We start from the raw sequence: 20,725 nt of genomic DNA, 5'->3' as shown, positions 1-20,725 counted from the left end.
GACGTTAGGCGGCCCGTGTTCGAGGACGGTAAGGCCGAGGTGCGAATCGCGTTCAGTGTCCCTCGAAGACCGGTTTCTGCTTGCCGACGAAGGCGAGGGTGGCCGCCCGGTGGTCGTCGGTGGCCCCGCAGATCGACTGTGCCTGCGCCTCGGCCGCGAGGGCGTCGGCGAGGGTGCCGGCGTCGGCGATGGAGAGCTGCCGCTTGATCGCCCCGTACGCGACGGTGGGGCCGGCGGCCAGTCGTGCGGCCAGTTCCTGCGCGGCCGGCAGCACCTGCTCGTCGTCGTCCGTCAGCCGGTTGAGCAGGCCCAGCTGGCAGGCATCCTGGGCGCGGACCGGCTCGGCGAGCATCAGCAGCTCCACCGCCTTGGCGTGGCCGACGAGCCGGGGCAGCGTCCAGGACGCGCCGGTGTCGGCGGCGAGGCCGACCTTGGCGAAGGCCATCAGGAAGCTGGTGCTCGGGCCGCCGATCCGGATGTCGGCGAGGAACGCCAGGGAGGCACCGGCTCCGGCGGCCATCCCCCGGACGGCGGCGACGACCGGCTTGGGCAGGTTGGCCAGCCGCGCGGCGATCGGGTTGTAGTGCGCGCGGACGGTGCCCAGCGGGTCGGCGGAGCTGTTCTCCAGCGTCGACACGTGCTCGCGCAGGTCCTGACCGGCGCTGAACGACCCGCCCGCCCCGGCCAGTACGACCGCCCGGCAGGACCTGTCGGTCTCCAGCTCCGCCAGCGTGTCCCGCAGCGCTTCCTTCAACGCCACGTCGAGCGCGTTCATCGCGTTCGGCCGGTTCAGCGTGAGCGTGACGACGGCGTCGGTCCGGTCGACGAGCAACGGCTCGGTCACGTGTCTAACGACCCTTCTGTCGGACGATGCGGTTGCCGGCGTCGAGGCACTGCTCGACGTACCGGTCGGCGGCCGGACGCAGGCGGGCCGCGTGCCGGTCGAAGAAACTGGCCGCGGCGGTGCCGGACCAGCGCTCGGGCAGCAGCGCCGGGGGCAGCTGCGGGTCCCGGAACAGGAAGGTACGCCACGCGTGCACGAGCCGGAACCGGGCCGCGTACGCCTCCTCGTCGCTGCTGCGGACGGTGACCGAGGCGAGCAGGGGGCGCTGGTCGGCGACGAAGCGTTCGTAGGCGTGGCCGATCTCGGTGAGGTCCCACGCCCGACGGACCACGCCCATCGCCCCGGGGGTGCCGGAGTAGTGCGAGGCGGTGAACCGCTCGAACCGGATGCCGGCCTCGGCGAGCAGCAGGTCGACGTCCTCGCCGGGCCGGGTGGCGACCCAGGTCTGCTCGTCGAGGGTGCCGTAGCCGAGGAAGCTCAGGGTGGCGGCGAGCCGCTGCCGGTCCCGGCGGGAGCCGGGCGCCTCCAGGACGAGCAGATCGAACCGTCCGTCCCACGTGACGCGGCCGGTCCGGTAGATCCGGGCGGCGGCCTCGTCGAGTCGGCGGGCGGCTTTTGGTGTGATCGAATATCCCGGTCCGGATGCCAGACGGAGCGGGTCGAGCCAGCCCTGGCGCACCATCCGGGACACGGCGGTGCGAACGGCCGGCGGTGCGATTCCCAACGGTGCCAGTAGCTTGACCAGGGCAGCGACGGGTGCCCGGCCACCCCTGGGCCGGAGGTGGTCGCCGTACAGGTCGAAGAGTGCCGACCGTGCCTGCATGACCGCACATTGTGACAGGCCTTCTCAAGATAAGCTAGATGCTGTTACATCAATGCTGCTCCGGTTTGGGTCCGGCGGTGTTTATCAGGGAAAATCGTTGGTCGACACCTCCGCGACGGTTGCGGGCGGTCGAGACGAAGTGGCTGTGGGGCAACCCACCGACCCTGGTGTAGGTCTGAGGGGAGACAACATGGCGGCGATGAAGCCGCGGACGGGCGACGGTCCGCTGGAAGTCACCAAGGAGGGTCGGGGCATCGTCATGCGGGTCCCGCTGGAGGGCGGTGGCCGGCTCGTCGTCGAGATGACTCCCGACGAGGCCAACGCGCTCGGTGACGCGTTGAAGGCAGCCGCCGGCTGAGTGAGGAGTGGCCCGGGCGGTGCACGCCGCCCGGATCATTCCCCAGACCCTGAGCCACCGGTACCGCCGGTGGCTCAGGGTCTTCATCGGTGCGGACCGGCCAGCCCGGATCCGCTCCGCGACACTTCCTGGAGGTGCGGTTCCGCGTGCTCGACATCCGTCTCGTCGCCGAGTCCGATCGGCTCGACGTCCTCGTCCTGCCCGTCCGTCCGGCCGGTCAGGCCACCGGGGGCGAGGCGTCAGCAGTGCCGGCGCCGACCGCCGTGGCACCCCCGGACGGCACCGCCGACGAGGCGGACGCACTGACGCCGGTGGCCCGGCTGACCGGGCGGGCCGGCGAGATCCGCACCCAGCTCCGCCCCGGGCGTACCCCCGGACGGCTGCTGCTGCTCAGCATCGGCGACGGCGACGAGGCGGCCTGGCGTACCGCCGGGGCCGCACTGGCGCGCTCCTGCGCCGATGAGACGCACATCACCATCGCGCTGCCGACCGAGGTGACCCCGGCGGTCGTCCGTGGCCTGGCCGAGGGCCTGCTGCTCGCCTCGTACCGGTTCCGGCTCACCGAGGCCGGCACCACGCCCGCGCTCGGCGGCGTCGACCTGCTGCTCACCGACCCGGCCGCGTACGAGTCGACAGTCGCCACCGCCCGGACCACCGCGGCGATGACCCGACTCGCCCGCGACCTGACAAACATGCCGTCCTCGGAGAAGAACCCGCAGTGGTTCGCCGAGCAGGTGACGGCCGCCGCAGCCGACCTTCCGGGCCTGGGACTGCGGGTCCGTGGCCCGGCCGAGCTGGCCGCCGAGGGCTTCGGTGGGATCCTCGCCGTGGGCGGCGGCTCGGCGAGCGGTCCCCGCCTCGTCGAACTGGACTGGCATCCCGCCGACGCGCGCACCCACGTGGTGCTGATCGGCAAGGGCATCACGTTCGACACCGGCGGCCTCTCGATCAAGCCGGTCCCGGCGATGAAGCTCATGCGCAAGGACATGGCGGGCGCGGCTGCCGTCGTCGCGGCCACCCTCGGCGCCGCCGAGCTGCGACTGCCGATCCGGATCACCATGCTCGCCCCGCTCGCGGAGAACATGGTCAGCGGCTCGGCGTTCCGCCCCGGCGACATCGTCCGGCACTACGGCGGCATCACCAGTGAGACGACCAACTCCGACGCCGAGGGCCGGCTGGTCCTGGCCGACGCGCTGGCGTACGCGGTGCAGCAGCTCAAGCCCGACCTGCTGCTCGACCTGGCCACGCTCACCGGCGCCAACGCCGTGGCGTTGGGCAAGCGCACCGCCGCCCTGTACAGCGACAACGACGAGCTGGCCGCCGACGTGCTGGCGGCCGTCGAGGCGGCCGGCGAGTCCGCGTGGCGGATGCCGCTGCACACCGACTACGTCGAATACCTGGGCAGCGAGATCGCCGACCTCTACAGCGCGCCGGCGCAGGGTGCCGGCTCGGTGACCGCCGCGCTCTATCTGCGCGAGTTCACCGGCGACCTGCGGGACCGCTGGCTGCACCTGGACATGTCGGCCCCGTCCTGGGCGGACGGCGACCAGGCCGAGGTCAGCCGCGGCGCCACCGGCTGGGGTGTGCGCTCGCTGCTGCGCTGGCTGGCCAGCGTCGACTGACAGTCAGCACTTCACCGCGGCGAGCACCCCGTGCCCGACCGGGAGCAGCGCCGGGATCCAGTGCTCCGACTCCCGGACCGCCTTGATCGTCTCGCGGACCGTCACCGTCTCGGCGTCCCGGGCGGCCGGGTCACCGATCCGGCCGCCGGCCAGCACGCCGTTGAGCGCGAGCACGCCACCCGGGCGCAGCAGTCGCAACGCGGCCTCCACGCAGGCGTGGAATCCCGTCGCCTCGGCGTCCACGAAGACCAGGTCGTACGCGCCGTCGGCGAGCCGGGGGAGCACGTCCAGCGCGCGGCCGGTGATGATCCGGGTGCGGCCGGCGGCGAAGCCCGCCTCGGCGAAGATCCGCCGGGCGATCCGCTGATGCTCCACCTCCAGGTCGATGGTGGTGAGCACACCGTCGGCGCGCATGCCGCGCAGCAGCCACACACCGCTCACCCCGGTGCCGGTGCCGATCTCCACCACCGCCCGGGCGTTGCCAGCGGCGGCGAGCAGCCGCAGCGCCGCGCCGGCGCCGGGGGTGACCGCGTCGAGGCCCACCTCGTGGGCCAGGCTGCGGGCGGTACGCAGGACGAGATCCTCGGTGACGTACGACTCGGCGAACTGCTGAGCCTGGGTCGTCGAATTGCCGGAACCGGCGACCGTGGCGATGGGGCACCTCCGGGGGCGGTGCGTGGTGCGGGGGCGGGTTGGCACTGTGAGCGTAGAGGCGACCGTTCCAGGACGCAGCCGCGGCTTCCGTCGTACGCGATCACCGGGGGCAACCGCTGACTCCACCGCGCGCATCCGTGCAATCCTGGAGGCGGTATCCCGTCAGCCGCGCCCACACCGGACCGTGGCCGGGCGACGCGGCGCGGGATCCGGGGACGGACTGGGAGGCACCGACGTGACCGACGGCTGGGACTGGCGCCGGGGCGGTGAGACTCCGGCGCCGGTGCGACCGCCCGGGGCAGGGGTCCCGCCTGTGGGGCCACCGGGCGCGCCGGGGGCCGGCAGCGCCCCTGTGGCGGCGCCGGGCGGCGTACCGGCGGCAGGGGGCCCGCCACCGGTGGCCGCCCCGTACGCCGGGTCGCCGGCACCGGGCGGGTCCGGCGTCGACCCGTCGCCCTGGTGGTCGGACGCGCTTGCCGATCCGTGGCGGGATCCGGCGGCGCCGGCCGCGGTGGTGGTCCCCGCCGTGGTGGCAGCCGGCACCGAACCGGAGCCGGTCACCGACCCGGACGCGGCGCCGGGCCGCCCCGCGCTGCGTCATCTGCTGCTCATCCCGCTGATCACCGCCCTGCTCGCGGGCGCCCTCGGCGGCGCCTTGGGGTACGCGTTCGCGGTGCGTGGCGGGGCCGCCGCGACGGTCCTCGGTCAGGAGGCGGCGCAGCCGCCCGCGCTGGCCCAGCGCAGGCCGGAGTCGCTGGCCGGGGTGGCCGAACGGGTCCTGCCCAGCGTGGTCACCGTGCGGGTGAGCAGCCTCGGCGGCACGAGTGAGGGTTCCGGGTTCATCGCCAGCGCCGACGGCCACGTGATCACCAACGACCACGTGCTGGCCGGAGGGAGCGGCAAGGCCTCGGTGGTCTTCAACGACGGCAGCACCGCGCCGGCGACAGTTGTCGGTCAGGACCCGGAATCGGACATCGCGGTGATCAAGGTGAGTCGGACGGGGCTGCGGCCGGTGGAGTTCGGCAACTCCGACGCGCTGGCCGTGGGCGACCCGGTGCTCGCCGTCGGCTCGCCACTCTCGTTGGCCAACACGGTCACCGCCGGCATCGTGAGCGCCCTGGACCGCACGATGCAGGCCGGTGAGCCGGGTGGGCCGGTGCGCTACTACGCGGCGATCCAGACCGACGCGGCGGTCAACCACGGCAACTCGGGCGGCCCGCTTGTCGACGGGGCCGGGCGGGTGGTCGGCGTGAACTCCACGATCAAGTCGTTGGTCGCCGAGGGGCAGGAGGCCGGCAACATCGGCCTCGCGTTCGCCATCCCGATCAACCAGGCCAAGCGGGTGACCCAGGACATCATCGGCACCGGCAAGGCCCGGCGTACGGTGATCGGCGCCCAGGTGGGTGGCCCGGGGGCGGGTGCCGGTAGCGGCGTACGGCTGGCCGCGGTCGAGCCGTCCGGGCCGGCGGCCGGTGCCGGGCTGCGGGTCGGCGACGTGATCCTCAAGCTCAACGGCCGACCGATGACCGAGCCGACCGATCTGATCGCCCTGGTCCGCAAGTTCGCGCCCGGCTCGGTGGTGACTGTCGAGTTCAGGCGTGGTTCCGATCGGCAGAACACGTCTGTCACCCTCGCCGCGGACGCCAAGTGAACAGCGGCGCACCCCCTGCCCGAAAGCGGCCTCACGTGCGTAGTCTTGCCTCTGACGCCGAGAGGAGGCCCGCGGGATGCTCGACAACCTGAACTGGTGGGAGATCGGTGCGCTGCTGCTCCTGGCGCTGTTGATCTTCGGTGACCGGCTGCCCGCGGTGATCACCGACGGCCTGCGTTTGGTGCGTAACCTGCGCAACATGGCCCGCAACGCCACCGGCGACCTGAGCCGCGAGCTGGGCACCGACATCCAGCTGGAAGATCTGCATCCCAAGGCGTTCATCCGCAAGCACCTCCTCAGCGAGGAGGACGAGGCGGCGATCCGCAAGCCGTTGCAGGGCGTCTACGACAACCTGCGGGCGGACGTCAGCGGCGTGCACGACGACCTGAAGGATGTGGCCAACGCCGCCGACCTGCGGTCGAACGGCGCGCGTCCCGGCACGGCCACCGGCGCCCCCTCGGCGCCGGCCCCCCGGGTCAGCTACGACGACGCCACCTGACACCGACCCGGCATCTGCACGAACGCGCCCCGCAGGCCCGAGTGGCAGGCGGGGCGTCCGTCGATCAGGGGGTGCTCAGCGCCCGGCGGGCTTGAGGCCGAGCGGCTTGCCGAGCAGCGACTCGCGGCGCAGCGCCAGCCGGTCGGCGATCGTGCCGAGCGCCTGCGCGGCCGGCGACTCCGGCTCGGCCAGCACGATCGGGTTACCGGCGTCGCCGGCCTCCCGCACGCGGGTGTCCAGCGGGATCTGCCCGAGCAGCGGCACCTGCGCGCCGATCGTCTTGGTCAGCGACTCGGCGACCTGCGCGCCACCGCCAGCGCCGAAGATCTCCATCCGGGAGCCGTCCGGCAGCTCCAGCCAGGACATGTTCTCGATGACGCCGACCACCCGCTGGTGGGTCTGCAGGGCGATCGCGCCGGCCCGCTCGGCCACCTCGGCGGCGGCGGCCTGCGGGGTGGTGACCACCAGGATCTCCGAGTTGGGCAGCAGCTGGGCCAGCGAGATGGCCACGTCGCCGGTGCCCGGCGGCAGGTCGAGCAGGAGCACGTCCAGGTCGCCCCAGTAGACGTCGGCGAGGAACTGCTGCAACGCCCGGTGCAGCATCGGGCCGCGCCACACCACTGCGGCGTTGCCGGAGGTGAACATGCCGATCGAGATCACCTTCACGCCGTGCGACTGCGGCGGCATGATCATGTCTTCGACCCGGGTGGGGCGGGCGTCCGCGCCGAGCATCCGGGGCACCGAGTGGCCGTAGATGTCGGCGTCGACCACACCCACGGAGAGCCCGCGGGCGGCGAGCGCAGCCGCCAGGTTGACGGTCACGCTGGACTTGCCGACGCCGCCCTTGCCGCTGGCGACCGCGTACACCCGGGTCCGTGAGCCGGGCTGGGCGAACGGGATGACCGGCTCCTCGCTGGCACCGCCGCCGCGCAGCTGCGACTGCAACGACTGCCGCTGCTCCGGGGTCATCACACCGAAGTCGATCTCCACACCGGTCACCCCGGGCACCGCGGCGACCGCGGCGGTGATGTCCGTGCGCAGCTTGTCCTTCAGCGGGCAGCCGGCGACGGTGAGCAGCAGCTCGACCCGTACGACCCCGCTGTCGGCGATCGTGGCCGAGCGGACCATGCCCAGCTCGGTGATGGGCCGGCGGATCTCCGGGTCGTTGACGGTGGCCAGGGCGGCCTGGATCGCGTCCTCGACGGTGCTGACGGGTGCTGACATGCCCGCAATGCTACGTCGAGGGGCATCCGCTGCCGCCTCTGCCCGGCGCGGTGTGAGCCAATCGATTACCTGTTGGTCAGCTCTCCGACCGGCGCGGGCCGGTGCCGTCCGGCCGGGTGTCACGGGCGAAGTCGCCGTCCAGGTCGTCGCGCGGCTCCTCCAGCCCCACACCGTCGGTCGCCCGCTGGGCACGCCGCTCCTGCCTGCTGTCCTTCTCCTGCTGGCGGCGCTCCAGCCGCTGCCGGCGCTGCCCCGCCTCGTCCAGCTCCTCGGCGAGCCGGGTCAGCTCGGAGCGCAGGAAGTCGCGGGTGGCGACCTCGCCCAGCGCGATCCGCAGCGCGGCGATCTCCCGGGCCAGGTACTCGGTGTCGGCCTTCTGCGCGGTGGCCCGCCGCCGGTCCTCCTCCGCCGCCAACCGGTCCCGGTCGGCCTGCCGGTTCTGAGCCAGCAGGATCAGCGGCGCCGCGTAGCTGGCCTGCAACGACAGCACCAGGGTGAGGAACGTGAAGGTGTACGGGTCGAAGCGCAGTTCCGCCGGGGCCAACGTGTTCCACAGGAACCAGATCGTGATGACCACCGTCATGATCACGATGAAGTTCGCGGTGCCCATGCCCCGGGCGATGCCCTCCGACCACCTGCCGAACGCCTCCGCGTCGAACCGGGGCAGCTTGACTCCTCGAGGCTCGCGCGGCTGGTCAAGCCGCTCGGCCCGCCGCTGCTCAGCCATCCGCGCCGTCCAACGCCGCGTCGGTGGCGCCCGGCGCGCTCAGGGCGTCCCGGTCGCGCCAGTCCCGGGGCAGTGAGTGGTCCAGCACGTCGTCCACGGTCACGGCGCCGACAAGCCGGTTGTTCCGGTCGATCACCGGCATGGCCACCAGGTCGTACGTGGCCATCCGGCGGGTGATCTCCGGCAGCGGGGTGGTGGGCCGCAGCGGGTCGATGTCGTTGACCACCACCTTGCCGAGCAGGTCGGCCGGGGGTTCGCGCAGCAGCGCCTGGAAGTGCACCATGCCCAGGTAGCGGCCGGTCGGCGTGTTCTGCGGGGCGCGGGTCACGAAGACCTGGGCGGCGACGGCGGGGGAGAGCTGCGGTTCCCGGATCCGGGCGAGCGCCTCGGCGACTGTGGCGTCCGGCGGCAGGATGACCGGTTCCGAGGTCATCACGCTGCCCGCCGTGCCCGGCGTGTACTTGAGCAGCTGACGCACCGGGTCGGCCTCGTCCGGCTCCATCAGGTCCAGCAGGACGTCCTGCTCCGGCGGGGGCAGTTCGTTGAGCAGGTCCGCGGCGTCGTCCGGGTCCATCTCCTCCAGGACGTCGGCGGCCCGTTCCCGGTCCAGCGCGGCGAGGATCTCCACCTGGTCGTGCTCCGGCAGCTCGCTGAGCACGTCGGCCAGCCGCTCGTCGTTGAGCGCCGCCGCGACCTCGTTGCGGCGCGAGTCGGGCAGGTCCTGAAGGGCGTTGGCCAGGTCGGCCGGGCGCATGTCCTCCAGGACGGCGAGCAGGTTCGCCGTACCCCGGTTGTCGGCGATGCCGCTGAGGCCGCGCACCCGGTCCCATTCGACCTGGTGGAGGTGGCCTCTGCGGCTGAGCCGGCCGGTCTGCTCGCGGACGGCGACCCGGCTCAGCGACCACTCGCCGCCCCGGCTGCACTCCATCGCGACGTCCACCACCGCGCCGGGCTGGCCGCCCGGATCGAGGCTCACCCGCCGGTCCAGCAGCTCCTGGAGGACGAGCAGCTCGTTGGGACGCTTCTCGAACCGGCGCAGGTTGAGGGTGCCGGAGCCGAGCACCACGGCGTCCGCGTCGATGGACGTGATCCGGTTGATGGACAGGAAGATCCGTCGACGCATCGGCATCTCGGCGACGAGGCCCACCACCTCCGGGGGACGTTTGGTCGCCCGGAGCCGGGCCACGGCGTCACGAACCCGGCCCACCTGGTCACCGTTCGGATCGAAGACGGCGACTCCGGCGAGGCGGGCGATGTAGACCCGGGTCGGCGTGCTCACGGGCACCAGCCTAAGCGCCTAGTGTTTATCAACATGTCGACCTTGGCGTACGAGATCGTGGACGTCTTCACCGACCGCCCGTTCGCCGGCAACCCGCTGGCCGTGGTGTTCGGCGCGGAGGCGCTGGCGACGGAGCAGATGCAGGCGCTCGCGCTGGAGTTCAACCTTTCCGAGACGGTGTTCGTGCTGCCCCCGACGCAGGTCGGTGCCACCTACCGGGCCCGGATCTTCACTCCGGTCGAGGAGTTGCCGTTCGCCGGGCATCCCAGCGTCGGCGCGGCGGTGACCGCGAGCCGACGCGGAATGTTCGGTGTGGGGCGGATCACTCAGGAGTGCGGTGCCGGGGTGCTGCCGATCGAGGTGACGGCGTCCGGCGCGACGCTTACCGGTGGGACCCCCACCCTCGGCCCCGAGTTGGACGCCGAGCCGTTGCTGGAGATCGCCGGGCTGGACGCGGACGACCACGCCGGACCGGCCCCCCGGGTGGCCGGCTGCGGGTTGGAGTTCCCCTATCTGCCGGTGCGGCCGGAGGCGCTGGCCCGGGCACGGGTGAACCCGGCTGCGGCGGAGCGGTACGGGGTGGCGCACGTCAGCGTCTTCTCCTGGGACGCCGCAGCGCAAACCGCGCACGCCCGGGTCTTCGTGCCGGGGCTCGGCGTACCTGAGGATCCGGCGACCGGCTCGGCGGCGCTCGGTCTCGGTGTCTGGTTGGTGGCGAGTGGCCTGCTGCCCGGTGAGGGGATGTCGGAGTACGCGGTCCGCCAGGGTGTGGAGATGAACCGTCCGTCCGCGCTGGCCTGCACGGTCACCGCCGCCGGCGGCGTGGTGGTCGGCGCGACGGTCTCCGGCCAGGTGATGCCGGTGGCCCGGGGCGAGATCGCCGTGCCGCCCTTCGTGGGCTGACCGGGCGGGCAGCCGTCCATGCGGGAGAATGCGGGTGTGACGGACGAGGATGCCCCCGGCGGCACGCCGCTGGTCGACGAGGCGATGAAGAAGGCCGCCGTGGCCTGGGTCAGCGTGGCTGGCGGGCCGGCGCTCGCGCTCTGGTGCGCCCCGTTGGAGGGCGCGCTCTTCGTGGTCAGCGGTCCGGGTGAGCAGGCCGCGCCGGGCCTGGCCGACGCGACCGAGGCGCAGGTCACGCTGCGCGGTGACCACGGTGGCCGGATCGTCACCTGGCCGGCCCGGGTGTCCCGGGTGCGCCCGGGCACCGAGGCGTGGGACACCACCGCGCCGCTGGTGGCGGGCAAGCGCCTGAACGCGCCCGGCCCGACCGCTGACCTGGTCGCACGGTGGGCCGCCGACGGCTGCGCGGTGAACCGGCTCGCTCCGGCCGGTGCGCCGCTGGCCGGCGCCGACCTGCCGTCCGACGCGCAGTCCGAGTCGCCCCGCGCCACACCGGCGGTGCGGGCCACCCGCAAGCCGTTCCGCCTGCACCGGGTCCGCCGCCGCTGAGACCGGTGGCCGGGCCGTCAGGCCGCACCGACCACCTCGACGTCGGAGTCGACGAGGTCGAGCACCTCGCGCAGCGTGCCGAGCACCGGCCCGTGCCAGTCCCGGTCGGCGTTGAACACCATGTGTTCGCCGAGGTCGGGCGCGGCGAGCCGGACGGCCGTCATCCCGGCCCGATCTGCCCCGGTCAGCTCCTGACTGCCGCCGTCGCCGACGTAGAGGCAGTCCGCCGGCGCCAGCCCGAGCCGGCGACAGGCGGTCAGGTAGAGCGCCGGATCCGGCTTGCACTGTCCGACCTGCACGGAGAAGACCCGCACGTCGAGCAGCGGGGCGACCGCGAGCTGCGGGAGGAACGCCGGCAGTTCGTGCGTACAGTCGCTGATCACGCCGGTGCGCAGGCCGCGTCCGCGCAGGGCCGCGAGCACCGGCACCGCGTCGGCGCGCAGCCGGGTGTCCGCGCGGACGGCCCGGTGCCGGGACGCCACGGCCGCGCGCAGCGCATGGTCGCTGGGGTGTACGCCCACCTGGGCGCACACCCAGCGCAGCGTCGCCTGGGCGTCACCGAGGCGGCCGGTGGCCCGCTCGTAGTAGGTGCGGTCCAGCACCTCGGTCAACGTGTCGGTGGGGCAGCCGAGCAACTCGGCGGTGCCGAGGTGGGCGACGCCGCGTTGCACCGAACGGGTAAGCGTGCCGAAGAAGTCGAACAGAACCGCCTGGTAGCTGGGCATGGGGGAACGCCTCCGGGCGGTCGTGGTCGCCGGCGTGACCGCGTGATGGTAACGGAGCGCTGACCGTCCGTGTTGCCCGTCATACGTGTGAGGATTACTCCCCGTGCCCCCACCTTCGGACCGCCCGTCCCTGGACCCGCTGACCACCGGAGCGGTCGGCCTGGCCGTCGTCGCCGTGTCGTCGTCCGGGCCGTTGATCGCGTACGCCGCCGCTCCGGCGCTTGCCATCGCGTTCTGGCGCAACCTGCTCGCGGTCGCCGTGCTGAGCCCCTTCTCCCTGGCTCGGCGCCGGGCCGAGTTCCGCCGGCTGACCGTCGGCGCCGGCCGGCGCGAGGGCCTGTTCTGTGTCCTGTCCGGGGTCGCGCTGGCCGCGCACTTCGCCACCTGGGTGCCGAGCGCGCAGCTCACCTCGGTCGCCGCGGCCACCGCCCTGGGCGCCACCCAGCCCATCTGGCAGGGGCTGATCGCCCGCGCCCAGGGACGGCGGCTGCCCCTGGTGGTGTGGATCGGCGTCGCGGTGGCGGCCGGCGGCGCGGTGATCGCCACCGGCGCCGACGTGGGCGTGTCCGGTAAGGCAGTCGTCGGTGACCTGCTGGCGGTGACCGGCGGCATCTTCGCCGCCGTCTACACGGCCTTCGGTGAACGCGCCCGGGCCAGCATCAGCACCACCACCTACACCACCATCTGCTACGGCATCTGCGCGCTCATCCTGCTGGTGGTCTGCCTTCTCGGTGGCGTACGACTGGTCGGCTTCGACCCGCGCACCTGGCTGGCCATCCTGGCCCTGGTGGCCGGCGCCCAACTGCTCGGACACTCGATGTTCAACTACGCCCTGCACAAGATCTCGGCGACCACGGTGAGCGTGCTGATCCTGCTGGAGGTGCCCGGCGCGGCGCTGCTCGGGTGGGCGTGGCTGGGCCAGCTGCCCCGCCCGTACGCGCTGCTGGGGATGGCGCTGCTGCTGGTCGGCGTCGCGGTGGTGGTGCTGGGTGGTGCCCGGGCCGGCCGTCGCGTCACACCACCCACGCCGCTACCGGCCGACCCGGCCCCGCTGGACGGCTGACGACGTTCAGAGGTACGCGGCGAATTGCTCAGCGACCAGGTCGGTCAACTGGTCGCCGTCGAGCGTCCCGTCGACCGGGATCACCCGTACGCCCAGCCGCTCGGCCTGGGCCACCGCGTCGGCCGTCACCAGTTCGTCCCGCGCCCAGCGGTTGCGCAGGGCCTGATCGGGGTCTCTGAGGCCCGGTACGGCGAAGCTGGCCCGTGGCAGCCGCGCCATCTGGTGGGCGCGGAACTCGTCGGTGGGTGCCAGCACCACCATCTGCCGTACCGAATCGACGACAGGTGCCACCAGCTCCGGCCGTAGCCCCCACCCCTCGGCCACCACGCGGCGGCCGGGCACCAGCGCGCTCAGGTCGTCCAGCACCCAGGCGAAGCGACGGGGGAAGGCGGCCAGGGTGTCGGCCGCCATCCGGGTCGGGTCGGTGCGGACCCAGGTGGTCTCCGGGTCGGGCCCTGCTGGCGGTTCGCCGCGCCGGACCCGGTCGGCGATGCGCCGGTCGTCGTGGCCGCGCGCGTCGTGCCTGTCGTAGAGGTAGGCGGTCAGTCCGTGCCGCAGGGCGAGCGTGACGGCGACCGTGGACTTTCCGGCCCACTGTCCGCCCCCGATCCACAGAGCCCGCCGGGCGGTGGCTGTCGCATCGAAATCCATGCACCGACCCTGGCCTCCGCACCAGCCAAGATCAAGTCTTGTTTCTGCTGCTGAGCCGTGATGAAGTAAGGGAAGAGACGGCTCTCCCAGCCCCTAGACCTCGTGCACCTCGATGACCCTGGTGTTCGGGGCGGCCTCGCCGAGGGCGGCACGCAGCGCGGCCCGCTCCGGGTCGACGAGGAACGACTCGTACCCGGCCCGGTCAGCGAAACGGATGACGTGCACCTCGCACTGCCCGTCGGTGCCGCGCAGCCGCCGCTCCAACTCGCCGCCGTGCCGGCCGAGCAGTGCCAGCACGGTGTCCTCGTAGTGCTGACCGGCGGCCTCGGCCCCGCTGGGGTACTCCACAACCGCGACGAGAGTGAGCATGGCGGCCACGCTACCCATCGATGCCGACGGCCGTGGCGCTGGTGACGAGCCGTGCCGGTGGCGGCGGGACGGGGGCGTCAGGCGCGGTGGGCGATCACCGCTACCCGGGGCAGCGCCTCCGGGTCCGGCACGTCGGTGAGCAGGTCGTCGACGGCGGTGACGTGCTTCGGCACCCAGCCGGCGTCCGTCAGGGCGGCGAGCACGTCGGCGACCCGATGGGCGGTGTTGGTGATCGTCGTGGCGAAGGGGGTCGTACGGCCGTCGTCGCCGCGCAGCTCGCCGGTGATGTGCAGCGGGCGGCGCTCGCCGTCGAGCGGGCCACGGGCCGCCACGACGGAGGCCGTGCCATCTTCCCGGCTGACCGGTGGGACGTCGGCGCTGAGGCCTCTGATGGTGGACATGTCGAAGCCGAACCAGCCGCCCGGGGGGACCGCCGCGTGGACGCGACGCAGGTAGGCGCGGACCCGGTCGAGCTCACCCACATGGTTGACGATGTCGTACGTGGAGAGCGCGAACGCGCAGGGGCGCGGCACCTCGAAGTCAGTGGCGTCCGCGGTCAGCAGCACCGCGTCGGTGCCGGCCAGCCGTTCGCGGGCGCGGGCGATCATCGCCGCCGAGACGTCGACCCCGACGACCCGGTAGCCGGCGGCGGCGAACCGGGCGGCCACGATGCCGGTGCCGCAGCCGACGTCGAGCAGGCTCCGTTCGGCTCCTGGCGCCAGGTGCGCGTGCAGGCGCAGCCACGCCTCGCCCATCCGCTCCGGGTACGGCGCCCAGAAGCGGTCGTACGCCGTGGCGAAGGCGTCAATGTACTCGGCCATCGGGTTGCCTTTCGTAGTGCCGGACGGAGGAACTGACCAACGGGACGAGCGCGGCTACGAAGATCACCCCGGCCAGGCAGAGCAGGGCCGGCCGTACGCCGATCTCGGGTACGACGAAGCCGGCGGCGATCATGACCGGCGGCCCGAGACCCACCGCTCCCAGCCACTCGTACGCGCTCACGCGGGACATCGCCTCGACCGGCACCTCGGACTGGACTGTCGTCTCCCACAGCACCCCGAAGACGTCGAACGCCACGCCGGCCAGTACGGCGGTGAGCACCACGAAGGGCAGCGCGGCGCCGGAGCCGAGCAACAGCGCCGGCAGTCCCAGCATCGACACGGCGAGCACGGCCACGCGCAGCGGCCGGGTCGTACGGACCCGCATCGCGACCAGTACCCCGGCGAACATGCCCACCGCGTACCCGGCGAGGACGGCGGACCACGCGCCCGCGCCACCGAGGTGGGTTCGGGCGACAAGCGGCCCCGCGAGCCCGAAGGTGACCCCGACGGCGGCGTTGACCACCGCCGCGGCGAGCACGATCTGCCACAGCCAGCGCCGCCGGACGAACTCGCGCCAACCGTCTCGGAGCTGGGCGGGCAGGTTCCGCCCGGTCGTCCGGTGGGCCCGGTCGAGGCGGAGCCGCGCGAGGAGCCCGGCGGCGACGGCGAACGTCGCGGTGTCCAGCGCCAGCGCCCAGCCCGGCCCCAGCCAGGCGATCAGCGTGCCGCCGGCGGCGAAGCCCGCCACCGTGGCGGTGTTCGTGCCCAGCCGCAGCACGGCGTTGCCACGTTGCCGTGCCCCGGACGCGACCAGTTCGGCGGTCAGCCCGTTCAGCGAGGGCAGCAGCAGCGCCGAGGCGGTGCCGGCGACGGCCGCGCAGAGAGCGAGGGTGGCGACGCCCGCCCGCCCGGCCAGGACGAGGACCGTCATCGCGGCGTACGCCGTGCCGCACATCAGCTCCGCCGCCACGAGTACGAGGTGGCGCGGCAGCCGGTCGCCGATGACGCCGCCGAGCAGCATCAACGCGATCCTGGGCACCGAGATCGCGGCGAGCACGAGCGACAGCGCCGGCGCCGACCCGTCGGGCAGGTCGAGCACGGCGAAGGTCAGCGCGAGCGGGCCCATGGCGTTGCCGAAGACGGAGATCGTCCTGGCGGCGGCGAACAGGACGAACCGGCGCTCGCGCAGCGGATCCACCTGTCGATCCCCGGCCACCACCGTGTCGCTCAGGCCCGGTCCGGGTGGACCAGCGCCGGCCACCGTGTCCGTCATGCCCGGTCCGGGCGGACCAGCGCCCGCCACTGTGCCACCGGCTCGCCCGAGTCGAGCACGTGCAGCAGCGGCTGGCGGGCCACCACCGGGCAGACGTGCCCGGGCAGCACCCGCACCTCGTCGCCCACGCACACCGAGCCCGCGTGGACCGGCATGCCGTCGAGGCCCGTCATCACGACACCGCTCATCCAGGTCTGGTCGGCGCCCGCGAGCAGCTCGTCGGCGTCGGTGCGCGGCACCGGCCCGTCGGTACCGGTGACTGTCGCGGTGACGGCGATCGCGACCGCCTCGGTGTCGCACTCGCCCAGCCGGGCGAGCCCGCCGTCGAGCAGGGCGTACGCGCCGGCGCAGACCTCGGTCACGCCGGCGACGTCCAGCGCGCCGAGCAGGGTCGGTGTACCGCCGACGCTCACCGTCGGGCAGGCCGCTCCGGTGGCCCGGATGCGCCGCGCGACCGACACCAGGAGTTGCGCCTGGTGGCGGCCCAGGTCGACGCGGCCGCGGGCGGCAGCGGGGTCGGTGATTCCCACGTACCCGGTCACGCCCGCCAGGCGCAGCCCGTCGGTCCCCGCGATCGACCCGGCCAGCTTCCCGGCCGCCTCCGGGTCGACACCGCCGCGGTGCAGGCCCGTGTCGACCTCGATCCGTACGTCGAGTGCGACGCCGTGCGCCACGGCCGCCGCGCCGAGGCCTGCCACCGTGTCGGGGTGGTCGACGTGCACCGTCACCGCGCAGCGCCGCGCGAGCCGGGCGAACCTGTCCCACCGCCACGGGTCGCGCCACGGCCACGCCACCACGACGTCGGTCACGCCCACCGCCAGGTAGGCCTCGGCCTCGGCCGCGGAGTGGACGGCGACGCCCACCGCGCCCGCGGCCACCTGCCGGGCGGCGATCTCGGGCGTGCGGTGCCCCTTGACGTGTGCGCGCAGGGCGACGCCGGCCTCGTCGGCGAGGGCGCCATACCGCGCGATGTTCGCGTCGAGCCGGGCAAGGTCGACGGTGATCCTCGGCGTCATTCGCCCCGTCCGTGCCAGGCGTCCGGGGGGAAGGAGAAGGCCGCCTCGCCACCGTCGAGCATCGCCGCCTGCCGGTCCCGTTCGGCGGGATGCGGCACGCCGACGCCGGACACCCCGAGGAAGATCTCCTCCGACCAGGACAGCCCGAGGGTGTCCTCGACGGGCTCGTCGCGGGTGGCGGCGGTGAAGAACGTCCCGAGACCGAGCGCGGTCGCGGTGAGGTACACGGTCTGACTCAGGTGGCCGACGTCGAGCAGGAGCGCCCGGTACGCCCGCGCCGCCGGATATTTCCACACGGTCCGGTCGAGGACCGCCGCGTACATCAGCAGGAAGCCGGCCTGGGCGGCGTGCGGCTGCCCACCGCACCACTCGCGCAGCCGGTCCTCGCCGCTCGCGTCGGCGAGCCGCACCAGCTCGTGGCGGCGTACGGAGTAGTGGTAGACGCCGGGCTCCACCCCCGCCACGTCGCGGATCACCGGGTAGACCTCGACCGGATGGCGGGATCCGCCGGACGGCACGGTCTTCATCAACGCCGTCCCGACTCCGGCGACATCCACCTCGCGCCGGACCCCGGCCGTCCACCGCAGGAGGGCGGCGAACGCCGACAGCGGCACCGGGGTCTCGGGATCGAACCATCGCGTCGACCGCCGGGCGTCGAGGACCCGGGTGAAGTCGACGGCCGGCGGGTCGGTGCGGGGCAGGGCGGTGCGGGGCCCCTCGTATTCCTTGACCGGATCCGGCTGGGTGGTCTTGGCGCGCAGTACTGCGGCGTCCTCGGCGGCGGAGCGGAAGACGTCTCTGCCGAGGGTGCGGCTGGCCAGGTGGTAGTAGGTGGCCGCCGGGCCCAGGTCGCGCCAGGCGGCGAGACGTTCCTCCTGGGCGTGTTCCGACGAACCCTCGGCGACGAGGACGTGCGCGGCGAGGAGCTGCTGCGCGAGCCTGCCGGTGGGCTCGGCCCAGTCGGCGTAGTCGCGCAGCAGCCGCTCCGCCTCGACAGTCAACGCGATCTGCCGGTGCCGCAGCGGATCGTCACAGACGAGCTGACCATCGCGCCACAGGAAGACGACCAGCCGCGACACACGGACACGCACGACTGCTCAGGACTCGACCGGCGGCTCCAGGCAGGTCAGTTCCTGGTCGTAGTCGTCCGATGCCACGGGCTCGAAGGCCTCAACCTGCTCGGTCATGCGGGTCTCCCTCACAAATCGGCGTTGATCACTGGACCGCACCGACCGTATCAGTAAGTCCATTGTGAACACACCCCCTGTGAGGCTCCGGCTACGCGGGGATACCGACCGCCTCGGCGCTGGCGGCCCAGAGCCGGGCCGCGAGTCGGAGGTCGGCGGCCTTGCGGAACGGTCGGCGGGGTCGGCGGTTGTAGTAGTAGCCGCCCTGGACCAGCCGGGCCGGGTCCTGGTTGGCCAGCCAGACCAGGGTCCCGGCGGCCCTCTCCGGGCTGCGGAACGGCAGGACCCGCATGCCGAAGGCGACAAGCCTGCTGTCGTTGGCGAACCGGGTGCGCACCACGCCCGGGTGGAAGCTGTACGCCGGGATGTGCGGCCAGCGGCGGGCCGCCTCGGCGGTGAACAGGATGTTCGCCTGCTTGCTGGTGCCGTACGCGCCCATCGGCCGGTAGCGGCGCAGCGGGCTGTTCAGGTCGTCCGGGTTCAGCCTGCCGAAGCGGTGCGCGCCGGAGGCGGTGACCACGATCCGGCCGATCCGGTCGGCGAGCAGGTTGGTCAACAGGAACGGGGCCAGGTGGTTGGCCTGGATCGACATCTCGAAGCCGTCGACGGTGGTGAGCGGTTGCAGCGCGATCGCGCCGGCGTTGTTGGCGAGCACGTCGATCCGGTCGTACGCGTCGCGCAGCCGCTCGGCGAGCCCGCGTACGTCGTCGAGCACCGCGAAGTCGGCCCGGAACAGCTCCGGACGCTCACCCGAGGCCTCCCGTACGCGTTCCGCGGCGGCCTGGAGGCGGGCCGGGTCGCGCCCGACAAGCACCACCTGGTCACCACGGCACGCCAGGTGCTCGGCGGCGGCCAGCCCGATGCCGGAGCTGGCCCCGGTCACCACCACCAGTCGACGCCCAGTGAGATCTTCCACAGGTCCATTCACCCCGGTCATGGCGCGAGGTTACCGTGGCGTCACTACGCCCTTTGGGATCGTTAAGTTTCTCGGATCTGTCGTCAGGTGGCGTCGGCGTGCCCGCCGGACGCTGGAAGGAGTGCATCCATGGCCGCAGTCGGTCGTCCCCGCCGGTCCTGCCTCGCCGTACCCGGTTCCAGCGTCAAGATGCTCGGCAAGGCGCAGGGCCTCCCGGCCGACCAGGTCTTCCTCGACCTGGAGGACGCCGTCGCCCCGCTGGCCAAGCCGGACGCGCGCAAGAACATCGTGGCCGCGCTCAACGAGGGCGACTGGGCCGGCAAGACCCGGGTGGTCCGGGTCAACGACCTGACCACCCCGTGGACCTACCGGGACGTCATCGAGGTGGTCGAGGGCGCCGGCGCGAACCTGGACTGCATCATGCTGCCCAAGGTGCAGAACGCCGAGCAGGTGCACTGGCTGGACCTGCTGCTCACCCAGATCGAGAAGACGCTCGGCCTGGAGGTCGGCCGGATCGGCATCGAGGCGCAGATCGAGAACGCCGCCGGCCTGGTCAACGTGGACGCCATCGCGGGTGCCTCGCCCCGGGTGGAGACCATCATCTTCGGTCCCGCCGACTTCATGGCCTCGATCAACATGAGGTCGCTGGTGGTGGGCGCGCTGATCCCCGACTACCCGGGCGACCCGTACCACTACATCCTCATGCGGATCCTGATGGCCGCCCGGATGCACGACAAGCAGGCCATCGACGGCCCGTTCCTGCAGATCCGCGACGTGGACGGGTTCCGCGAGGTGGCGAAGCGCTCGGCGGCGCTGGGCTTCGACGGCAAGTGGGTGCTGCACCCGGGCCAGATCGACGCCGCCAACGAGGTGTACCAGCCGGCGCAGGCCGACTACGACCACGCCGAGCTGATCCTCGACGCGTACGAGCACTACACCTCGGAGGCCGGCGGCAAGCTGGGTGCGGTGATGCTCGGCGACGAGATGATCGACGAGGCGTCCCGCAAGATGGCGCTCGTGATCGCCGCCAAGGGGCGGGCCGCCGGCATGAGCCGTAACTCGTCGTTCACCCCACCGGAGTGACCGGCGGGGTCGGGGTGGGCACCACTGGTGACCACCCCGACCTCTCGGCGCTGCGCCGTCAGTAGCCGCTGTCGCTGCTGGCACCGGTCGTGATCGCGAGGACGATCACCACGACGTAGAAGATGATGAGCAGCACCAGGAGCCCGGTGAGGATCCAGCCGATGATGATGGCCGCCTTCGCCATCCCCTCGCCGCCCTCACCGGTGAGCCGGATCTGCTTCTGAGCCACGTGGCCGAGGATCGCGCCGACCGGCGCGGTGATGCAGGACGCGAAACCGACAAGGGCCAGCACCAGCGCCGCGATGGCCATCCCGTTGGTCTTCGGCTGTGGCGGGTAGCCGTAACCGGGGTACTGCGGCGGATAACCCGGCGGGGCGTACCCCGGCGGGGGATATCCGGGGGAGGCGTAGCCGGGCACCGGCTGGCCCGGTGGGGGCTGCGCGCCGGCGTACGGGTCGATCGGCGCGTACGGGTCCGCCGGGCCGGGC

Annotated in this window: 23 protein-coding genes; 8 read left to right on the top strand and 15 right to left on the bottom strand. The window is 73.1% G+C overall.

Translation table 11 applies throughout. The features are described 5' to 3' along the window. Positions 1 to 52: 52 nt before the first annotated feature. Positions 53 to 844: an enoyl-CoA hydratase/isomerase family protein gene (locus tag FHG89_RS25850; RefSeq protein WP_139587010.1), complete on the bottom strand. Its 792-nt coding sequence runs from the start codon at positions 842 to 844 to the stop codon at positions 53 to 55. Between the two features lie 4 nt (positions 845 to 848). Then, complete coding sequence (locus FHG89_RS25845; protein ID WP_139587009.1) at positions 849 to 1,667, bottom strand: PaaX family transcriptional regulator; 819 nt, start codon at positions 1,665 to 1,667, stop codon at positions 849 to 851. A gap of 190 nt (positions 1,668 to 1,857) precedes the next feature. On the opposite strand from FHG89_RS25845, the gene FHG89_RS25840 reads away from it, so the two are divergent. Both FHG89_RS25840 and FHG89_RS25835 read left to right on the top strand, forming a co-directional pair. Continuing rightward, the gene (locus FHG89_RS25840; RefSeq protein WP_007455245.1) at positions 1,858 to 2,025 is read left to right on the top strand and encodes a DUF3117 domain-containing protein; all 168 of its coding nucleotides are present in this window, start codon (positions 1,858 to 1,860) and stop codon (positions 2,023 to 2,025) included. Positions 2,026 to 2,171: 146 nt separating this feature from the next. Continuing rightward, a complete protein-coding gene (locus tag FHG89_RS25835; protein ID WP_139587008.1) occupies positions 2,172 to 3,647 on the top strand; it encodes a leucyl aminopeptidase family protein in 1,476 nt (491 codons plus the stop codon). A 3-nt stretch (positions 3,648 to 3,650) separates the two neighbouring features. On the opposite strand, the gene FHG89_RS25830 is transcribed toward FHG89_RS25835, so the two are convergent. After that, a complete protein-coding gene (locus FHG89_RS25830) occupies positions 3,651 to 4,220 on the bottom strand; it encodes an O-methyltransferase (RefSeq protein ID WP_139587067.1) in 570 nt (189 codons plus the stop codon). A 301-nt stretch (positions 4,221 to 4,521) separates the two neighbouring features. Here FHG89_RS25830 and FHG89_RS25825 point away from each other — a divergent pair, with 301 nt between their 5' ends. After that, positions 4,522 to 5,952 (top strand): S1C family serine protease, encoded by a 1,431-nt coding sequence (locus tag FHG89_RS25825; protein ID WP_425280220.1) that lies wholly within the window; start codon positions 4,522 to 4,524, stop codon positions 5,950 to 5,952. 76 nt (positions 5,953 to 6,028) lie between these two features. Next, complete coding sequence (locus tag FHG89_RS25820) at positions 6,029 to 6,451, top strand: twin-arginine translocase TatA/TatE family subunit (RefSeq protein WP_139587006.1); 423 nt, start codon at positions 6,029 to 6,031, stop codon at positions 6,449 to 6,451. Positions 6,452 to 6,526: 75 nt separating this feature from the next. Here FHG89_RS25820 and FHG89_RS25815 read toward each other — a convergent pair whose 3' ends face one another. The 3 genes from FHG89_RS25815 to FHG89_RS25805 all read right to left on the bottom strand — a co-directional run bounded on the left by FHG89_RS25815 (position 6,527) and on the right by FHG89_RS25805 (position 9,681). After that, a complete protein-coding gene (locus FHG89_RS25815; RefSeq protein ID WP_139587005.1) occupies positions 6,527 to 7,675 on the bottom strand; it encodes an Mrp/NBP35 family ATP-binding protein in 1,149 nt (382 codons plus the stop codon). A 76-nt stretch (positions 7,676 to 7,751) separates the two neighbouring features. Next, positions 7,752 to 8,402: a DUF1003 domain-containing protein gene (locus tag FHG89_RS25810; protein ID WP_139587004.1), complete on the bottom strand. Its 651-nt coding sequence runs from the start codon at positions 8,400 to 8,402 to the stop codon at positions 7,752 to 7,754. Next, positions 8,395 to 9,681 (bottom strand): magnesium transporter MgtE N-terminal domain-containing protein, encoded by a 1,287-nt coding sequence (locus FHG89_RS25805; RefSeq protein ID WP_139587003.1) that lies wholly within the window; start codon positions 9,679 to 9,681, stop codon positions 8,395 to 8,397. The genes FHG89_RS25810 and FHG89_RS25805 overlap by 8 nt, the downstream gene beginning before the upstream one ends. A 33-nt stretch (positions 9,682 to 9,714) precedes the next feature. Between FHG89_RS25805 and FHG89_RS25800 the strand changes: the two genes are divergently transcribed. After that, complete coding sequence (locus FHG89_RS25800) at positions 9,715 to 10,584, top strand: PhzF family phenazine biosynthesis protein (protein WP_139587002.1); 870 nt, start codon at positions 9,715 to 9,717, stop codon at positions 10,582 to 10,584. 18 nt (positions 10,585 to 10,602) lie between these two features. Next, positions 10,603 to 11,133 (top strand): hypothetical protein, encoded by a 531-nt coding sequence (locus FHG89_RS25795; RefSeq protein ID WP_139587001.1) that lies wholly within the window; start codon positions 10,603 to 10,605, stop codon positions 11,131 to 11,133. Between the two features lie 17 nt (positions 11,134 to 11,150). On the opposite strand, the gene FHG89_RS25790 is transcribed toward FHG89_RS25795, so the two are convergent. After that, the gene (locus FHG89_RS25790; RefSeq protein WP_139587000.1) at positions 11,151 to 11,858 is read right to left on the bottom strand and encodes an HAD family hydrolase; all 708 of its coding nucleotides are present in this window, start codon (positions 11,856 to 11,858) and stop codon (positions 11,151 to 11,153) included. A gap of 103 nt (positions 11,859 to 11,961) precedes the next feature. On the opposite strand from FHG89_RS25790, the gene FHG89_RS25785 reads away from it, so the two are divergent. Further along, positions 11,962 to 12,921 (top strand): DMT family transporter, encoded by a 960-nt coding sequence (locus tag FHG89_RS25785; RefSeq protein WP_139586999.1) that lies wholly within the window; start codon positions 11,962 to 11,964, stop codon positions 12,919 to 12,921. 6 nt (positions 12,922 to 12,927) lie between these two features. On the opposite strand, the gene FHG89_RS33960 is transcribed toward FHG89_RS25785, so the two are convergent. From FHG89_RS33960 to FHG89_RS25750, 7 genes are all read right to left on the bottom strand, one after another. Further along, a complete protein-coding gene (locus tag FHG89_RS33960; RefSeq protein WP_139586998.1) occupies positions 12,928 to 13,572 on the bottom strand; it encodes a hypothetical protein in 645 nt (214 codons plus the stop codon). A gap of 93 nt (positions 13,573 to 13,665) precedes the next feature. Beyond that, positions 13,666 to 13,941: a hypothetical protein gene (locus FHG89_RS25775; protein ID WP_244295854.1), complete on the bottom strand. Its 276-nt coding sequence runs from the start codon at positions 13,939 to 13,941 to the stop codon at positions 13,666 to 13,668. A gap of 77 nt (positions 13,942 to 14,018) precedes the next feature. Continuing rightward, positions 14,019 to 14,762 (bottom strand): class I SAM-dependent DNA methyltransferase, encoded by a 744-nt coding sequence (locus FHG89_RS25770; protein ID WP_139586996.1) that lies wholly within the window; start codon positions 14,760 to 14,762, stop codon positions 14,019 to 14,021. Next, positions 14,746 to 16,035: an MFS transporter gene (locus tag FHG89_RS25765; RefSeq protein ID WP_139586995.1), complete on the bottom strand. Its 1,290-nt coding sequence runs from the start codon at positions 16,033 to 16,035 to the stop codon at positions 14,746 to 14,748. Before FHG89_RS25765 ends, FHG89_RS25770 begins: the two co-directional genes overlap by 17 nt. Continuing rightward, the gene (locus FHG89_RS25760) at positions 16,032 to 17,051 is read right to left on the bottom strand and encodes an alanine racemase (protein WP_139586994.1); all 1,020 of its coding nucleotides are present in this window, start codon (positions 17,049 to 17,051) and stop codon (positions 16,032 to 16,034) included. The genes FHG89_RS25765 and FHG89_RS25760 overlap by 4 nt, the downstream gene beginning before the upstream one ends. Beyond that, a complete protein-coding gene (locus tag FHG89_RS25755) occupies positions 17,048 to 18,142 on the bottom strand; it encodes a SagB/ThcOx family dehydrogenase (RefSeq protein WP_139586993.1) in 1,095 nt (364 codons plus the stop codon). The genes FHG89_RS25760 and FHG89_RS25755 overlap by 4 nt, the downstream gene beginning before the upstream one ends. Before the next feature lie 187 nt (positions 18,143 to 18,329). Beyond that, complete coding sequence (locus FHG89_RS25750; protein WP_139586992.1) at positions 18,330 to 19,154, bottom strand: SDR family NAD(P)-dependent oxidoreductase; 825 nt, start codon at positions 19,152 to 19,154, stop codon at positions 18,330 to 18,332. Positions 19,155 to 19,283: 129 nt separating this feature from the next. Here FHG89_RS25750 and FHG89_RS25745 point away from each other — a divergent pair, with 129 nt between their 5' ends. Continuing rightward, the gene (locus tag FHG89_RS25745; protein WP_139586991.1) at positions 19,284 to 20,237 is read left to right on the top strand and encodes an HpcH/HpaI aldolase/citrate lyase family protein; all 954 of its coding nucleotides are present in this window, start codon (positions 19,284 to 19,286) and stop codon (positions 20,235 to 20,237) included. A gap of 58 nt (positions 20,238 to 20,295) precedes the next feature. Here the strand turns inward: FHG89_RS25745 and FHG89_RS25740 are convergent. Beyond that, positions 20,296 to 20,725, bottom strand: a 430-nt coding sequence (locus FHG89_RS25740; protein WP_139586990.1) for a DUF4190 domain-containing protein, incomplete at its 5' end; no start/stop codon positions are given.

This window comes from Micromonospora orduensis, assembly GCF_006228125.1.
GTDB classification, from domain to species: Bacteria; Actinomycetota; Actinomycetes; order Mycobacteriales; family Micromonosporaceae; genus Micromonospora; species Micromonospora orduensis.
Note: the sequence above shows the minus strand (reverse complement) of the source record. Positions and strands in the feature narration are given on the sequence as shown.

Coding starts and splice junctions, on each gene's coding strand:
- FHG89_RS25795 (WP_139587001.1), top strand. CDS start 10,603: ATGCGGGAGAATGCGGGTGTGACGGACGAGGATGCCCCCGGCGGCACG.
- FHG89_RS33960 (WP_139586998.1), bottom strand. CDS start 13,572: ATGGATTTCGATGCGACAGCCACCGCCCGGCGGGCTCTGTGGATCGGG.
- FHG89_RS25790 (WP_139587000.1), bottom strand. CDS start 11,858: ATGCCCAGCTACCAGGCGGTTCTGTTCGACTTCTTCGGCACGCTTACC.
- FHG89_RS25845 (WP_139587009.1), bottom strand. CDS start 1,667: ATGCAGGCACGGTCGGCACTCTTCGACCTGTACGGCGACCACCTCCGG.
- FHG89_RS25815 (WP_139587005.1), bottom strand. CDS start 7,675: ATGTCAGCACCCGTCAGCACCGTCGAGGACGCGATCCAGGCCGCCCTG.
- FHG89_RS25810 (WP_139587004.1), bottom strand. CDS start 8,402: ATGGCTGAGCAGCGGCGGGCCGAGCGGCTTGACCAGCCGCGCGAGCCT.
- FHG89_RS25760 (WP_139586994.1), bottom strand. CDS start 17,051: ATGACGCCGAGGATCACCGTCGACCTTGCCCGGCTCGACGCGAACATC.
- FHG89_RS25820 (WP_139587006.1), top strand. CDS start 6,029: ATGCTCGACAACCTGAACTGGTGGGAGATCGGTGCGCTGCTGCTCCTG.
- FHG89_RS25745 (WP_139586991.1), top strand. CDS start 19,284: ATGGCCGCAGTCGGTCGTCCCCGCCGGTCCTGCCTCGCCGTACCCGGT.
- FHG89_RS25840 (WP_007455245.1), top strand. CDS start 1,858: ATGGCGGCGATGAAGCCGCGGACGGGCGACGGTCCGCTGGAAGTCACC.
- FHG89_RS25775 (WP_244295854.1), bottom strand. CDS start 13,941: ATGCTCACTCTCGTCGCGGTTGTGGAGTACCCCAGCGGGGCCGAGGCC.
- FHG89_RS25765 (WP_139586995.1), bottom strand. CDS start 16,035: ATGACGGACACGGTGGCCGGCGCTGGTCCACCCGGACCGGGCCTGAGC.
- FHG89_RS25770 (WP_139586996.1), bottom strand. CDS start 14,762: ATGGCCGAGTACATTGACGCCTTCGCCACGGCGTACGACCGCTTCTGG.
- FHG89_RS25800 (WP_139587002.1), top strand. CDS start 9,715: ATGTCGACCTTGGCGTACGAGATCGTGGACGTCTTCACCGACCGCCCG.